This is a genomic window from Nocardia sp. NPDC087230 (genome assembly GCF_044744725.1).
Lineage (GTDB): Bacteria > Actinomycetota > Actinomycetes > Mycobacteriales > Mycobacteriaceae > Nocardia > Nocardia canadensis.
The window spans coordinates 93299-107880 of the sequence record NZ_JBIUYV010000011.1 but is presented as its reverse complement, the minus strand read 5'-3'; the positions used below and the strand labels follow the sequence as shown (position 1 = coordinate 107880).

Below are 14582 nucleotides of genomic sequence, written 5' to 3'. Positions count from 1 at the left end.
TAGATCGCACGACTTCCGACTCGGAGTATGTGACCCTACCGAACGCTAGGTTGGTGAAGTTATGCAAACGTTATGTTTGCTCCCGCTGAGTGGGTGAAAGCAGCGAGACGAAGTCCCGACAGGCGGCCGCCAGGTCGATATCGTCCCTGGCCAGCAGCCATTGGACCTGCAATCCGTCCATCACCGCGAGCAGCAGCGGCGCCGCCCGTTCCGGGGTGAGGCCGCCGGGGAGGTGGTCGCCGAATTCGGCGCGCAGCAGCGCGGCGAAGTCGGCGCGAGCCTTGGCGTAGCGCTCGGTGAAGAACTCGCGCGCCGGATGGTCCTCGGTGACGGACTCGCCTGCCAGGACTGTGAAAGCCTGGACCAGGTCCGGACGTTCGGCGTTGTATTCCACGATCTGCTCGAGGTGGGTCAGTCGCGCGTCGGTCAGCCGGCCGACGAACGCCGCGAAATCCCAGCGGTCGCGCGCTTCGAGGACGCCGCTCAGCAGGGCGTCCTTGCTGGGGAAGTAGTGCAGGACGCCCGCGGGGGTGAGACCGACGCGATCGGCCACCGCGGCCAGGGAGGTGCCCTGATAGCCGCGCTCGGCGATGAGGGTGGTCGCGGCGTCGATGATGGCCGCCCGTCGCGCTTCCGCCTGGGCCGCCCGGCCGCCTTGTTGTCCCCGAGTCACTCCGCGAGCGTATCGGCCCGGTGCGCGGCGGCCCGTCGGCGCACACCGGGCCGAACCCGGTGGCGCGTGCTCAGGTGGGGGAGTGATCGGTGAACGCGCCGTCGACGAGGACCGGCACGGTGGAGTCGGCGTCGAGATCGATCGCGATCGCGACATCGGCGGCGAACCCGATCGACGCGAGCTCATGGCCCGAGGCGCTGGACGCGATCGACGCGGGCACGTCCGGTGTGCCCGCGAAAGTGGTTGCCGCCGACCGCGCCTCGGGCGACGGAGCGGTGGCACCCCGGTCGAGGAGTGCGGCGACCAGCGCGCCCGCACCGAGCCAGTCCTCCAGCGCGGGACGCAGCGCCTCGCTGCCGGGCCACTGCTCACCCGCCGCGACGATCGCGATCGGCTGCTCGGTCGTACCCCACCCCTGGGCGATCAGCCAGTCGGCCACGGCCCGAGAGTTGCGCAGGCAGGCCGCGACGACCGCGCCGCCCTCGACGGTGGCCGCGATGGCCGACCCGTTCGGCGAAGGCAGCACCAGCCGTTCGGTGAACGGTGCCCGCCGGATCGCCGCGGGCGACAGGGACCACGGCCGCTCCCGATCCGCCGCACGTCGCCCGACGGCCAGCGCCGCACCGTGCCGATCCGCGAACTCCTGTGCCGACGCGTCCCGCCACCGATACGGGAACACCGCCGTCCCCGCCCCGGTCGCCACCGACACCGAGGTGGTGAACGACAACACGTCGATCACCACCACCACCGCCGCCCCCGGCCCGATCGCCGCCGCTCCGGTTCTACCCCACTCCACGCTGATCCCGAACCCGCGCTGCCGCGACCACTCCGGCGCCGAATACACCCCAGCCCCTCCTCGACTCGACCGACGAATCGCCCAGTCCACCACACGAACCCGCGTGACTCCAGCCTTCCGCTCGCCCCCGGATCTCGCGGCGGTGCGGGGAGAGTCCGCGGGACAGCGGTCGAGTCAGGGAATGAGGGCCGGGGCCAGGTCGAGGTCGGGGGGTGGACGGAGGCGGCGGAGGGTGCCGTCGATGCTGGTGACGTAGAGGGACCAGGCGGAGCCGTCGGGGGCGAGGCGGGCGGAGGTGGGGCCGATCGGGGGCGGGGCGGGGAGGGGACTGGTCGGGGGTGTGGTCCAGCCGGTGGCGAGGGTGCACCAGTGACCGGTGGCGGTGTCGACCTGGTAGACGCTGCCGGAGTAGTCGCCGGCGACGAACGCCAGTCCGCTCGCGGTGGTGTCGAGGTCGTCGAGGCCGGGCAACAGGCCGTCGGGGATCGAGGCGATCGGGGTCGGGCGATCGGGGGCGTCGAGGGGCACGCGCAGGATCTGGGAGGTGGCGACGTCCTCGGTGAGGACGGCCCGGTGGTCGGCGGTGAGGGCGAGGCCGTTGGGGCGGGGCACCGGGGACCAGCCGAGGGTGAATTCGCCGGTGGCGGGGCGATATCGGCTGATGCCGACCGGCGGCCACGGGATCGACAGCTGGGACAGCAGCAGGTCGCCGTCGGGGAGCAGGAGCAGGCCGTTGGGTTGGACCAGATCCGGCAACAGCACGGTGACCTCCCCGGTCGGGAGGTGCAGTCGCCGCAGGGTGCCACCGCCGCCGGGGGTGGTGCCGTCGCCGGTGAGGAAGTAGAGGTCCGCACCCGAGCGGCGCAGACCGGCGGGATTGTCCAGCCCGGTGAGCAGCGTGCTGACGCGGCCGTCGGCGTCGACGTGGCGCAGCTCGCCACGCACGATCCCGGTGACGTAGAAGCCGCCCGCGCCGTCGTACTCCAGGTTCTCCAGGCCACCGAGGTCGGCGGCCAAGATCTCGACCTGCCACGTGGCCCCGCATCCGGCCCCGGCCTGCGCCTGTCCCACCGGCCCGATCCCGGTGACCGCCACTGCGGCGAGTGCGGTTGCCAGACAACGGATATAGCGCGTCCCGGAGCGTCGATCCATGGCCGTAGCCTAACCGTCGCCCGGCCGCGCCGCGCCGCCTCGGCCGGGTGCGGTGGTGGTCAGCCAGGTGGCGAGCACCGCGGAGGCGGCGGTGTCGGCGGACAGGGCCGCGTGCTCCTCGGTGGTCAACTCGACGGCGTCCAGCTCCGCCCGCCAGTGCGCGAGCCGTTCGGGTTCCTCGGTCGCGACCGCGATCTCGGCCAGCGCGGCGAAGGTGCGGGCCCGCTCGGGAGCCGACGCGGCCGTGGCGAACCGGCGCAGACCGGTTTCCAGGACCCGGGCGGCCGCCTTGTCGTCGTTCTTGAAATCGCGCAGGATGCGGGCATTGTCGAGGACCCTGGCCAGCCCGGTCAGCGCCCGCGAGCCGCCGTACTCGACGTCCATCGGCTCGTCGCGCTGGATCACCAGCAGGGTGTTCCCGACAGGATCGACGAGGGAGAACCGGGACTGTCCCGGCCGGAACCGGGTGATCCGGGGCACCCCCTTGGCGGGGATCTTGCCGTAGTGGGCCCGCAGCGCCGTGGTGAAGTCGGCGTGGCGGGCGGCGACATCGTCGACCATCACCAGCGCCCCCACGTGTTCGGTGGGCAGCTCGACCCCGGGCGGCGCGGGCGCGAAATGCAGTGCGCACCCGTGGCCTTCGACCGCGCCATAGACGTAAGGCCTGGACTGCTCGTAGGTGACGGTGTAACCGAGCGCCTGATAGAACGCCAAGGTGCTCGGCAGATCGCCACTCCACAGCATCGGCACGGCGGTATCGGACATCGGGATCCTTCCGGAGAACGGGTCGGTCGGATCCGAGGTTAGGAACAGTCGCGCGAAACCGCCCATAACTCGTCGGCCGCGCTCGGCGGCCGCTCGGCGGCGACCCGTGCGCCGTCGATGACGATCCGCTCGCCGACCGGGCGGGCCGTAGTCGCGGCATCGAGGGCCCGCTCGAGCGAGCCGCGCGGCACACCGGATCGGAGGACATTCGCCAGGGCGCACACCAGCACCTCGTGCCCCTGCGTGCGCAGCTGCACCGCGAGGGCGAGCAGCGGCTGCACCGCACCGCGCGGCGTGATCGTCGACACGAGAACCCGCGTGTCACACCCCGTCCCGCGTCCGGATCTCGGCGCGCGAACCGCGGTTGCGTACCCTCTGCCCGCACCTGCGGCGATCCTCGTCGGCCGGTTGACGATGACGGGGAACGCGGTGGCCGCTGCCGTGCGCGGCGGATGTCACTAGGCTGCGGGCATGACCAACCGCCTCGGCGAGCTGCAGACCGCGAACTTCGTTCTCCTCACCACGTTCCGCAAGGACGGCACCCCGGTGGGCACCGCCGTGTGGGCCGTCGCCCGCGAGGACAAACTGTTCGTGTGGACCGTCACCGACAGCTGGAAAGTGAAGCGGATCCGCCGCAATCCCGACGTGACCCTGCAGCCGTGCGACGCGCGCGGCAAGGCGCACGGCGACGTCGTCACCGGCACCGCCCGCATCCTCGACGCCGCCGAGACCGAGCAGGTGCGCTCCTGGCTGCGCCGCAAGTACTGGCTGACCGGCCCGCTGGTCATCCTCGCCAGCAACCTGCGCCGGGGCAAGGCTGGCACCATCGGCATCGAGATCACGCCCGCCTGACAGATCGGCCGAAGCAGTACCCAGTACCCGGGGTATCGGATAACGTGGGCTCAGCGGAACCTCCGAAGGGACTCACATGGCCGACAAACGTACCCGCGCCGTCGTCGTCGCGGGCGCGCGCACGCCGTTCGTGCGCGCGTTCACCGATTTCACCCGCCTCGACAGCATCGCCCTGGCCGGCGCCGCTGTGCGCGGACTGATCGAGCGCACCGGGATCGCGCCGGGGGAGATCCAGTCGATCGTGTGGGGCGGGGTGGTGCTGCCGAGCCACGCGCCCAACATCGCTCGTGAAGTGGCACTCGACCTGGAACTGGACTTCGGGTGCGAGGGCTACACGGTGACCAGGGCGTGCGCGTCGGGTCTGCAGGCGGTCACCTCGGCGGCCGCGGCCATCGAACGCGGCGAGTACGACATCATGATCGCCGGTGGCAGCGACTCCACCAGCAATGCCGAGATCAAGCTTCCGCAGAAGGTCGTGCACGCCGTCGCGCCGGTGGCGCTGGGCAAGCCGAAGCCCAAGGACTACCTCGACGTGGTCCGTCAGCTCGCGCCGTTCACCGACATCCTGCCGCGTCAGCCCAAGATCTCCGAGCGCACCACCGGCGAGGTGATGGGCGAGTCCGCCGAGAAGATGGCCAGGATCAACGGCATCTCCCGCGCCGACCAGGACGAGTTCGCCGCCCGCTCGCACCACCGCGCCGCGGCCGCCATCGCCTCGGGCCGCTTCGACGACGAAGTGGTCCCGGTGACCACCCCGTCGGGCACGCGGATCGAGACCGACGGCCTGGTCCGCGCGAACACCAGCGTCGACAAACTCGCGACACTGCAGCCGGTGTTCGCCAAGGGCGGCACGGTCACCGCGGGCAATGCCAGCCCGCTCACCGACGGCGCCTCGGCGGTGCTGCTCATGAGCGAGGAGAAGGCCCGCGCCCTCGGCTTCACCCCGCTGGCGGCCCTGCGCTCCTGGAGTTTCGTCAGTGTCGACCCCGCCGACCAGGTCCTCATCGGCCCCGCGATCTCCATGCCACGCGCCCTCGACAAGGCGGGCATGACCCTGGCCGACATCGACCTCGTCGACATCCACGAGGCCTTCGCCGCCCAGACCCTCTCGGTCCTGCGCATGCTGGAAAGCCCCGACTGGGCCAAGTCGCGTCTCGACCGCGACGAGCCGGTCGGCACCGTGGACATCGACAAACTCAACGTCCACGGCGGCTCCATCTCCCTGGGCCACCCCTTCGGCGCCACCGGCGCCCGCATGGTCACCACCATGGCCAACGAACTGGCCCGCACCGGCAAACAGACCGCCCTGCTCGGCATCTGCGCCGCCGGCGGCATCGGCGCGTCCGCCGTCCTCGAACGCGTGTGAGCCGACGACCTACGTCGCCTGGCTCACCGAGGACATGTGGAAGTCGGGGATGCGCAGGGGTGGCATGGCGGTGCGGGTGAACCAGTCCTTCCATTCGCGGGGGAGGGTGATCTCGGTGGCGCCGGCTTCGGTGATGCGCCGCAGCAGGTCCAGGGGGCTCTCGTTGAAGCGGAAGTTGTTGACGGCGGCCGTGACCCGGCCGTCTTCGACGAGGTAGACGCCGTCGCGGGTGAGGCCGGTGAGCAGGAGAGTGGCCGGGTCGACCTCGCGGATGTACCAGAGGCAGGTCAGCAGGAGGCCGCGTTCGGTGCGGGCGATCATGTCGTCCAGGGACGCGTCGGAGCCGCCGGTGAGGAGCAGGTTCTCACCGGGAACGGTGGCGGGAGCCGAGAATTCGGCGGCGGTGGCGCGGGGGTAGACCAGTGATTCGATGACGCCGGCGCCGATCCAGTCGACGCGCTGGGCGGACAGGCCGTTGTCGAACACCGACAGCGACTCCGACGACGACGGGGTCGCCACGAAGGGGCGGTATTCCAGGCCGCTCGCGTTCGGGTCGGAGTAGAGGGTCAGCGGAATGTCGCTGAGCCGCTCACCGATCCGGGTGCCGCCCGCGCGGGAGAACGCGGTGTGGCCCTCGTGCGCGCCGCGGCCCTCCATCGTCCAGGCGAGGTAGATCATCAGGTCGGCCACCGCCGACGGCGGCAGCAGCGTCTCGTAGCGGCCCGCGGGCAGGTCGACGCGGGTGGCCGACCAGTCCAGCCGCCGCGACAGCTCGGCCAGCAGGCCGGGCGTGTCGACATCGGTGAAGTCGGCGGTGCCGACACCCACCCAGGCGCTGGCCAGATCGGCGCCCTCGCCGCGCTTTCCGTTGATCTCGACCGAGCCGGTGGGCTGGCTGAACCGACGGCGGATGCCGGTGGAGGTGCCCAGCCAGGTGGTGTGCAGCTGATGATGGGCGAAACCGTAGAGCCGGTCGGTACCGTCGAAACCGGTTGACAGGTCGCGGGCGAGACCGGCGAACACGTCGATCTCGGTGGCGCCGGGCGCGTGGTCCCACGTGGCGGTGTCGTCGACCGTGGGTTCGAGCAGCGGCATCGCGTCGCGGGCCGGGGTCGCCGTGCGAGCGGCCTCCTCGCTGGCGCGCACCACGGCCTCGATCTCGGCCGGATCGACACTGGTGGAGCTGATGCTGCCGACGCGGGCGGCGTTCGGGCCGTCCCGGAACACCGAGATCACCGCCCAGTCGCGTGACACCGACGACCCGTTGGTGGTCATCGAGTTGCCCGCCCAGCGCAGCGACGCCTCGTGCGCGTCGGTGACGATCACGATCGCCTCGTCGGCCTTCGACGCCGCCAGCGCGCGCTCGACCACCGCGCCCGCGGGGAACACACCCGATGCACTCACTGGCCACCCTCCGTCCGGGTATTGAGAATGTTGACCCCGCGCACTAGCACCGACGGGCAGCCATGGCTCACGGCCGCCACCTGACCGGGCTGGGCCTTGCCGCAGTTGAACGCGCCGCCGAGCTGCCAGGTGCTCGGCCCGCCGACCGCCTCCATCGCACCCCAGAAATCGGTGGTCGTCGCCTGGTAGGCGACATCGCGCAGCTGGCCGGCCAGCTCCCCGTTGCGAATCCGGAAGAACCGCTGCCCGGTGAACTGGAAGTTGTAGCGCTGCATGTCGATCGACCACGACTTGTCGCCGACGATGTAGATACCGTCGGAGACCCGCGAGATCAACTCCGCGGTCGTCGTGTCGCGCTCCGGATCCGGCTGCAGCGAGACGTTCGCCATCCGCTGGATCGGCACGTGGTGCGGCGAATCGGCGTAGGAGCAGCCGTTGGACCGGTCCAGGCCGAGGCGCGGGGCGAACACCCGGTCGAGCTGGTAGCCGACCAGGACGCCGCCACGCACCAGATCCCACTGCTGGCCCGCCACGCCGTCGTCGTCGTAGCCGACCGTGGCCAGGCCGTTGACCTGGGTGCGGTCTCCGGTGACGTGCATGATCGGGGTGCCGTAGCGCAGCGTGCCGAGCTTGTCCGGGGTGGCGAACGAGGTACCCGCGTAGGCGGATTCGTAGCCGATGGCCCGGTCGTACTCGGTGGCGTGGCCGATGGACTCGTGAATGGTCAGCCACAGGTTGGTCGGGTCGATGACGAGGTCGGTGGGACCGGCGACGACGCTGGGCGCCTTCACCTTCTCGGCGAGCCACTCCGGGATTCGCGCGAGTTCGCCCGCCCAGTCCCAGGTTCCGTCGGCACCGGTGACGTATTCCCAGCCGCGGCCCGCGGGCGCGGCGAGGGTGCGCATGGTCTCGAAGACCCCGGCGGCGGCGTCGACGGTGATCGCCTCGAGCTGCGGATGCAGCCGCACCCGCTGCTGGGTGATCGACGAGCCCGCCGTGTCGGCGTAGAAGACCTGCTCCTTGACCTGCAGCACCGACGCGGTCACGTGATCGACGCCGTCGGCGGCCGAGAGGCGCTCCGAATAGTCCTGCAGCAGTGCCACTTTGTCGGCCGTCGGCACCGTGAACGGGTCGAGGTCGTAGGCCGACACCCACGACACGTCCGCGTAGCGCGGCTCGTCGGCGAGTTCCACCCGCTCCCGGTTGAGCGAACGCAGCGTGGTCGCGACGGTGACCGCCCGCCGGGCCACCTCGGCGGCGGTGTCGGGGGTGAGCGCGGCGTGGGAAGCGAAACCCCAGGTGCCGTCGACGATCACGCGTACGGCCAGGCCGAGTTCGGTCGAGTCGGTGACGGCCTCGACCCGCCCGTCGCGCAAGCGGATGGACTGGGTCACCAGTCGCTGCACCCGCAGATCGGCATGCTCGGCACCGGCCGCCCGGGCCGCCGACAGCGCGGCCTCGGCCAGCGCGCGCAAGCCGAGTGCGCGGAACTCCTCGTCCACTTCTCCGGAAGTCGCGGTAGTCACCCGGCCTACGCTAGCCGGTGGCACCGACAGGCGGGAGCCGTGCCCGGGATTGCCGCCACTGCCAGGGCACCTTTCGTGTCAGGGTGCGCGAAACCCCGGTTCCGGCAGTCACAACCGTGACGCGCTGATTCCGGTCCTCCCGCCGCGACGGCCCTCGATGCCGTAGGGTGCCCGCCGTGCCGCCATCCGCCCTCCGCGATCGAAAAAGGGAACGAACCCGTCGTGCGATCCTTATGGCCGCCGTCGGATTGTTCGAGGCCAGAGGCTATGAGGAAACGACCGTGGCCGACATCGCGGCCGAGGCCGAGGTCGGCACCCGGACCTTCTTCAACTACTTCGCGAGCAAGGAAGAACTGCTCTTCCCCGAACCCGACGAACGGGTGCGCGCCGCCGTCGCGGCGATCGCCACCCGGCGGCCGGGGGAGCGACCCGTCGAGGTGTTGCTGCGCGCGCTGCGCGCCGCGGGCGACAACCCCGCCGAGCATCTCGCCGACGATCTGAACTCCCGGGTCGCGGCGCTGCGCGCGCAGGTCTCGCGCACCGTGCCCGCGGTGAGCGGCCGGGCCGCGCACGCTCAGCTCGTCGCGCAGCGCGAGATCGCCCGCCAGTTGCACAGCGCCTTCCCGCACGAGCTCGACGAGGTCGGCGCGGCGGCGCTGGTCGGTGCGGTCGTCGGCGCGGTCTCGGGGGCGCTGACGGTGCTGTTCCAGCAGCCCCAGCACGGCATCGACGACGGCGAACGACTACATCGCAAGATCCACGAGACCACCTCGCGGGTGCTGCAGCCGTGGCTGGCCGCCTCGGCCCCGGTCGAGCCGGCGCGCTAACCGAACTGCTGCCAGCCCAGCCGGATCACCATCACCACGACCACGACCAGCAGTACGATCCGCACGAAACCGGCGCCCTTGGCCAGCGCCATCCGCGAACCGACCAGCGCGCCCCCGACATTCGCGACCGCCATGCCCGCGCCGAGGCCCCACAGGATGTGCCCGGTCGCACCGAGGAACAGCAGCGCGCCGAGATTCGATCCGCAGTTGATCACCTTCGCCATGGCCGCGGCCCGCACGAACTCGGTGCCGAGCAGCGTCGCGAAGGTGATGATCAGGAACGTACCGGTGCCCGGCCCGAGCAGGCCGTCGTAGAGGCCGATCAGGCCGGCGGCCAGCGCCACCACCAGGATCACCTTGCGGCGCGTCGGCGGATGGGTCGCCATGGTCATGCCGATCGAAGGTCGCAGCGTGACGAACAGCGCCACCCCGACCAGCACCACCATGACCAGGGGAATGAACAGCTCGCGGTCGATCAGCGAGACCGCCGCCGCGCCGCAGGCCGCGGTGATCGCGGCGATCACCGCACCCGGGATCAGCACCTTCCACTGCATCGGCACCCGGCGCGCGAAGGTGATCACCGCGGTCGCCGTGCCGGAGAACGCGGCCAGCTTGTTGGTGCCGAGCGCCGTCTGCGGGGCGATGCCGGGCGCGACCAGGAACAGCGTCGGCAGGATGATCAATCCGCCGCCGCCGACCACCGCGTCGACCCATCCCGCCGCGGCCGCGGCCACCAGCAGGACCGTCCAGTCTCCTAGTTGCACCGGACCAGGCAATCAAGATCACGCCCGGAAAGCCAACCGGGTCCGGCCGCACCCGGCCATTAGGCTGGGCCGGTGCGCCGGTTCAGCTTGTGGCTTCGCGGCCGACCCATCGTCGCCGACTCCGTCCTCGCGCTGTTTCTCATGGTGCTCGACGCGCTCGGCGTCGGCGACGAGCACCACAAGGTCTCCTACCTGGTCTTTTCGCTGATCCTGCCGTTGCCGCTGATCCTGCGCCGGGTCTATCCGCGGGCGATGGCGGCGGTGATGTTCGTTCTCTCGGTGCTGTGCACCCTGGTCGGATATCTGACGGGCGACGACACCTCCGGACACGTCGCGCTGATCGGGCTCGGCGTGCTGCTCTACACCCTCGTCGCCTACGTCGGCAGGCGGGACGGGCTCATCTACCTCGGCTGCCTCGCGACCGACCTGGCCCTGTCGGTCCTGGTCCTGCGCGAGCCCAAGGGCGGCGATCTGGCGCTCGTCGGTGTGATCTACGCGCTGTGCTGGACGCTGGCCGAGTTCAACGGCGCCCGCCACGCCTACGACGCCGAGGTCGCGGCCCGGCTCGCCGTCGCCGACTACGACAAGGAACGCCGCGCCCACGAGGCCGTGGCCGCCGAACGCACCCGCATCGCCCGGGAACTGCACGACGTGGTCGCGCACGCGGTGAGCGTCATCATCGTGCAGGCAGACGGCGCGAAGTACGCCCTGCGCCACGACCCCGACACCGCCGAACGCGCGCTCGCGACCATCGCGGGCACCGGCCGCGACGCGCTGCGCGAACTGCGCCGCACCGTGGCGCTGCTGCGCACCGAGCACGCGCCGGAACTGCTGCCCCAGCACGGCAGCGCGGGCATCGCGAAACTGGCCGAGCTGATGCGCGACGCCGGTCTGGCCGTCGATCTCGAACTGACCGGCGAACTCGACGACATCACCCCCGAGGTCAGCCTGGGCGTGCACCGCATCGTCCAGGAATCGCTCACCAACACCCTGCGCCACGCCGGGGCGAGCCCGAAGGCGACCGTGCGGGTGCAGCGCCGCGAGGACGACATCCTGGTCGAGGTGACCGACAGCGGCGGCCTGCCCGTGCACGCGCCGCCCACCGAGATCCCGGGCGGGGGCATGGGCCTGGTCGGCATGCGCGAACGGGTCGCGGTGCTCGGCGGCACCCTGTCCGCGGGCCGGACCGCCGACGGTCGCTGGCGGGTCCTCGCCACCCTCCCGCTGCGCGCCGAAGGCGACTGATCCGCCCGCTATGGTTGGGAAATGCCGATCAGCGTGCTCGTGGTGGACGATCAGGAACTCATGCGGATGGGCCTGAAGATGGTGCTCGGCGCGCACCCGGACATCGAGGTCGTCGGCGAGGCGGGCAACGGCGACGAGGCCGTGCGGCGCGCGGGGGAGCTGCGGCCCGACGTGGTCCTGATGGACGTGCGGATGCCGGTCGTCGACGGGGTCACCGCCACCGGCCGGATCGTCGCCGCGGGCGAGGGCATCCGCGTGCTCGTGATGACCACCTTCGATCTCGACGAACACGCCCTCGGCGCGCTGCGCGCCGGCGCGAGCGGCTTCCTGCTCAAGGACACCCCGCCCGAAGACCTCATCTCCGCCATCCGCAGTGTCGCCGCGGGCGACGCGGTGGTCTCCCCGAAGGTCACCAAGCGCCTGCTCGACCGGCTCGTCGCCGAGGACCCGGCGGGACTGCGCGACCCGGGCGTGCTCGACGTGCTCACCGCCCGCGAACGCGAGGTACTCGAACAGATCGCCGCGGGCCGCTCCAACGCCGAGATCGCCGGGGCATTGTTCCTGTCGGAGGCCACGGTGAAGACGCACGTGGGCCGCGTGCTGACCAAACTCGGGCTGCGCGACCGGGTGCAGGCCGTGGTGCTGGCCTATGAGACCGGTCTCGTGCGGCCGGGTGGCTGAGGCGGCCGGGAGAAAAATCGGACGCTCGTGCGTTGAGGGGGTAGATCGTCCGAAAGGATCGCCATGACCGCCGTGCTGTTCGTGCTCTACCTCGTCGTCGAGATCGCCGCGTTCGTCGGCCTGGCCCAGCTGATCGGCGCCGGCTGGGCTCTGCTGGCGCTGATCGCGGTGTCCGGTGTCGGCTTGCTGCTGCTGGGCGCCCAGGGCAGGCGCGTGTTCGACCGGTTCCGCCGGGCCGCGCGCGGCGAGGTCACCGCCGAGAGCGCGGTCGCGGACGGGCTGCTGGTGGCCACCGGCTCGGTGCTGCTGTTCGTGCCCGGCCTGGTCACCGGACTCGTCGGCCTGCTCGCGCTGTTCCCGCCGACCAGGGCACTGATCCGGCCGGTGCTGGAGAAGCTCGGGACGCGGCGCTTCGGTCCGCTGCCGTCGTTCGCACCGTCGCCGTATCGCGGAATGGTGGTCGATGCCGACAGCGGCGATGTGGTCGACGGGGTCGTCGTCGGGCAGTGGTACGACGACGGGCACTCCGCCGGGCCGCGCGCGCTCGGGTCCGCCTGAGCCGAGTATTCCCGCCCGGCCTGGGAAGGGTCTACAGTGTGCCGATGGCCACCGAGCAGATCACCGTCACGGTGAGCGCGGAACTGGCCGACGCGGTGCGTAGGGTGAGTGCCGCTGCCGGACAGTCCATGTCGGATTTCACGGTCGCCGCGTGGCGACTCGAACTCATCGCCGTCGAAGCGGGCGGACACACTCCAGCGGGGCTGTGCGACGCCGACGTCCGCGCGGTCCTGTCCCTGCCGACCTGACGATTCGCCGATACGGCAGACTGGGGCACCGTGAGTACCCAGTTGCTGATCGGCGGTCGTTTCTACAGTTCCAGCTCCCCGGACGCGACCGCGATGGCGGTCACCGACGGCACCGTGGTGTGGCTGGGGGCCGAAGCGCCCGGCCGGGCGATGCACCCCGACGCGGAGATCGTCGAGCTCGACGGCGCCTTCGTCGCGCCAGCGTTCGTCGACCCGCACGTGCACGTCACCGCGCTGGGCCTGCAGCTGACCGGACTCGACGTCAGCGGCACCGCGTCGCTGGGCGAGTTGCTCGCCGCGCTGCGCGCGTACGCGATCGCCCAGCCCGACGGCGTGATCATCGGCGAGGGCTGGGACGACACCGCCTGGCCCGAACAGCGCCCGCCCACGGTCGCCGAACTCGACGAGGCCGCGGGCGCGGGCAGGCTCGTGTACCTGGCCCGGGTCGACGCGCACTCGGCCGTGGCCTCCTCGGCGCTGCTCGACGCGGCGGGCGATCTCGGCGACGGCTACCGTCGCGGCGAGCCGGTGCGCGCCGACGCCCACCATCGGGTGCGCGCGGTCGCCCTCGCGGAACTCGGTCGCGCGCACCGTGATCGGGCTCGCACCGCCGCCCTCGACGCCGCCGCCGCGCACGGCATCGTCGCCGTGCACGAATGCGCGGGCCCGGACATCTCGGGCCGCGAGGACGTGCGCGAGCTGCTGGCCTTCGAGCACGGTGTCGAGGTGCGCGCGTACTGGGGCGAGGCGGTGCGTGACGCGGCGCAGGCTCGCGCCCTGATCGACGAACTGGGGGTCGCCGCGCTCGGCGGCGATCTGTTCGTGGACGGTTCGCTCGGCTCGCACACCGCGCTGCTGCGGGAGCACTACGCCGACGCGACCGGGTGCGGCAAGAACTTCCTCGACGCCGAGACGATCACCGCGCACATCCGCGCCTGCACCGAGGCCGGTGTGCAGGCGGGCTTCCATGCCATCGGTGACGCCGCGATGGATCTCGTGGTCGCCGGATTCGCCACGGTCGCCGCCGAACTCGGCGGACCGGCGCTCGCCGCGCGCGGACACCGGGTCGAACACGCCGAGATGACCGACGCCGCGGCGATCGAGCAGCTGGCGGCACTGGGCGTGATCCTGTCCGTGCAGCCGGGTTTCGACGCCGCGTGGGGCGGACCGGACGGGATGTACGCCACCCGGCTGGGTGCCGAGCGTGCCGCGACGCTGAACCCCTTCGCGGCGATGGCCGCGGCGGGCATCTCCCTGGCGATCGGCTCGGACGCGCCGGTCACGACGCTGAATCCGTGGGAGCAGGTGCGCGCGGCGGTCCATCACCGCACGCCCGGCCACGGGCTGTCCCCGCGCGCCGCGTTCGCGGCCGCCACCCGGGGCGCCTGGCGGGCGGGTGGGGTGCGTGACGGTGTCGCGGGCACCCTGGTGCCCGGCGCCCCGGCCTCCTACGCCGTGTGGGACGCGGGCGATCTCGTCGTCGCGGCGGCCGCCGACACGGTGCAACGCTGGTCGACCGACCCGCGGTCGCGCGTGCCCGGTCTGCCGCGGCTCGATCCCGGTGCCGACCTGCCGACCTGCCTGCGCACGGTGCACAACGGCGCCACCATCTACCGCGCCTGACCACGACCGCACCGGCACACCAATCACGGAGCAGGACACCATGATCCACCCCGCCACCGAACCAGGGCCCGACGCCACGACCGCCGACGCGGCCGGGTCGGG

16 protein-coding genes are annotated in these 14582 nt (G+C 71.8%); 8 read left to right on the top strand and 8 right to left on the bottom strand.

What is annotated here, in order from left to right; translation table 11 throughout:
* Positions 1–70: 70 nt before the first annotated feature.
* The 5 genes from ACIO52_RS28185 to ACIO52_RS28165 all read right to left on the bottom strand — a co-directional run bounded on the left by ACIO52_RS28185 (position 71) and on the right by ACIO52_RS28165 (position 3694).
* Positions 71–673 carry a TetR/AcrR family transcriptional regulator gene (locus ACIO52_RS28185; protein WP_218722315.1) on the bottom strand — a complete coding sequence of 201 codons (603 nt, stop codon included), beginning with the start codon at positions 671–673 and terminating at the stop codon, positions 71–73.
* 70 nt (positions 674–743) lie between these two features.
* Entirely contained in the window at positions 744–1517 is a 774-nt protein-coding gene (locus ACIO52_RS28180) for a 2-phosphosulfolactate phosphatase (RefSeq protein WP_316575130.1), read from the bottom strand.
* Between the two features lie 126 nt (positions 1518–1643).
* Positions 1644–2621 carry a hypothetical protein gene (locus ACIO52_RS28175; protein WP_402648069.1) on the bottom strand — a complete coding sequence of 326 codons (978 nt, stop codon included), beginning with the start codon at positions 2619–2621 and terminating at the stop codon, positions 1644–1646.
* A 9-nt stretch (positions 2622–2630) separates the two neighbouring features.
* Complete coding sequence (locus ACIO52_RS28170; RefSeq protein ID WP_316575128.1) at positions 2631–3386, bottom strand: glyoxalase; 756 nt, start codon at positions 3384–3386, stop codon at positions 2631–2633.
* 38 nt (positions 3387–3424) lie between these two features.
* Positions 3425–3694: a hypothetical protein gene (locus tag ACIO52_RS28165; protein WP_402648065.1), complete on the bottom strand. Its 270-nt coding sequence runs from the start codon at positions 3692–3694 to the stop codon at positions 3425–3427.
* 163 nt (positions 3695–3857) lie between these two features.
* On the opposite strand from ACIO52_RS28165, the gene ACIO52_RS28160 reads away from it, so the two are divergent.
* Together ACIO52_RS28160 and ACIO52_RS28155 are read left to right on the top strand one after the other, a co-directional pair.
* Positions 3858–4238 (top strand): PPOX class F420-dependent oxidoreductase, encoded by a 381-nt coding sequence (locus ACIO52_RS28160; protein ID WP_218722320.1) that lies wholly within the window; start codon positions 3858–3860, stop codon positions 4236–4238.
* Between the two features lie 76 nt (positions 4239–4314).
* A complete protein-coding gene (locus tag ACIO52_RS28155; RefSeq protein ID WP_316575125.1) occupies positions 4315–5604 on the top strand; it encodes an acetyl-CoA C-acyltransferase in 1290 nt (429 codons plus the stop codon).
* A gap of 9 nt (positions 5605–5613) precedes the next feature.
* Here the strand turns inward: ACIO52_RS28155 and ACIO52_RS28150 are convergent, their stop codons facing one another.
* Entirely contained in the window at positions 5614–6993 is a 1380-nt protein-coding gene (locus ACIO52_RS28150; protein ID WP_316575399.1) for a metallopeptidase TldD-related protein, read from the bottom strand.
* Between the two features lie 11 nt (positions 6994–7004).
* Positions 7005–8534, bottom strand: coding sequence for a TldD/PmbA family protein (locus ACIO52_RS28145; RefSeq protein WP_218722322.1), 1530 nt, complete (start codon positions 8532–8534; stop codon positions 7005–7007).
* A 233-nt stretch (positions 8535–8767) separates the two neighbouring features.
* Between ACIO52_RS28145 and ACIO52_RS28140 the strand changes: the two genes are divergently transcribed.
* Positions 8768–9361, top strand: coding sequence for a TetR/AcrR family transcriptional regulator (locus ACIO52_RS28140; RefSeq protein ID WP_218722323.1), 594 nt, complete (start codon positions 8768–8770; stop codon positions 9359–9361).
* Here the strand turns inward: ACIO52_RS28140 and ACIO52_RS28135 are convergent.
* Positions 9358–10125, bottom strand: a complete 768-nt coding sequence (locus ACIO52_RS28135; RefSeq protein ID WP_316575123.1) for a TSUP family transporter — start codon at positions 10123–10125, stop codon at positions 9358–9360. The genes ACIO52_RS28140 and ACIO52_RS28135 overlap by 4 nt on opposite strands.
* 72 nt (positions 10126–10197) lie before the next feature.
* On the opposite strand from ACIO52_RS28135, the gene ACIO52_RS28130 reads away from it, so the two are divergent.
* The 5 genes from ACIO52_RS28130 (at position 10198) to ACIO52_RS28110 (ending at position 14480) form a co-directional block, all read left to right on the top strand.
* Positions 10198–11370 carry a sensor histidine kinase gene (locus ACIO52_RS28130; protein WP_402648060.1) on the top strand — a complete coding sequence of 391 codons (1173 nt, stop codon included), beginning with the start codon at positions 10198–10200 and terminating at the stop codon, positions 11368–11370.
* 21 nt (positions 11371–11391) lie between these two features.
* On the top strand, positions 11392–12051 hold the full coding sequence (locus ACIO52_RS28125; RefSeq protein ID WP_218722326.1) for a response regulator transcription factor: 660 nt from the start codon (positions 11392–11394) through the stop codon (positions 12049–12051).
* Between the two features lie 63 nt (positions 12052–12114).
* The gene (locus ACIO52_RS28120) at positions 12115–12609 is read left to right on the top strand and encodes an FxsA family protein (protein WP_218722327.1); all 495 of its coding nucleotides are present in this window, start codon (positions 12115–12117) and stop codon (positions 12607–12609) included.
* 44 nt (positions 12610–12653) lie between these two features.
* The gene (locus ACIO52_RS28115; protein WP_218722328.1) at positions 12654–12857 is read left to right on the top strand and encodes a hypothetical protein; all 204 of its coding nucleotides are present in this window, start codon (positions 12654–12656) and stop codon (positions 12855–12857) included.
* A gap of 30 nt (positions 12858–12887) precedes the next feature.
* Positions 12888–14480, top strand: coding sequence for an amidohydrolase (locus ACIO52_RS28110; protein ID WP_402648055.1), 1593 nt, complete (start codon positions 12888–12890; stop codon positions 14478–14480).
* The last annotated feature ends 102 nt before the right edge of the window (positions 14481–14582 follow it).

Bases quoted from the DNA above. Each gene is read 5' to 3' on its own strand.
- ACIO52_RS28175 (WP_402648069.1), bottom strand. From the start codon at position 2,621: ATGGATCGACGCTCCGGGACGCGCTATATCCGTTGTCTGGCAACCGCA.
- ACIO52_RS28170 (WP_316575128.1), bottom strand. From the start codon at position 3,386: ATGTCCGATACCGCCGTGCCGATGCTGTGGAGTGGCGATCTGCCGAGC.
- ACIO52_RS28160 (WP_218722320.1), top strand. From the start codon at position 3,858: ATGACCAACCGCCTCGGCGAGCTGCAGACCGCGAACTTCGTTCTCCTC.
- ACIO52_RS28155 (WP_316575125.1), top strand. From the start codon at position 4,315: ATGGCCGACAAACGTACCCGCGCCGTCGTCGTCGCGGGCGCGCGCACG.
- ACIO52_RS28140 (WP_218722323.1), top strand. From the start codon at position 8,768: ATGGCCGCCGTCGGATTGTTCGAGGCCAGAGGCTATGAGGAAACGACC.
- ACIO52_RS28125 (WP_218722326.1), top strand. From the start codon at position 11,392: ATGCCGATCAGCGTGCTCGTGGTGGACGATCAGGAACTCATGCGGATG.
- ACIO52_RS28120 (WP_218722327.1), top strand. From the start codon at position 12,115: ATGACCGCCGTGCTGTTCGTGCTCTACCTCGTCGTCGAGATCGCCGCG.
- ACIO52_RS28115 (WP_218722328.1), top strand. From the start codon at position 12,654: ATGGCCACCGAGCAGATCACCGTCACGGTGAGCGCGGAACTGGCCGAC.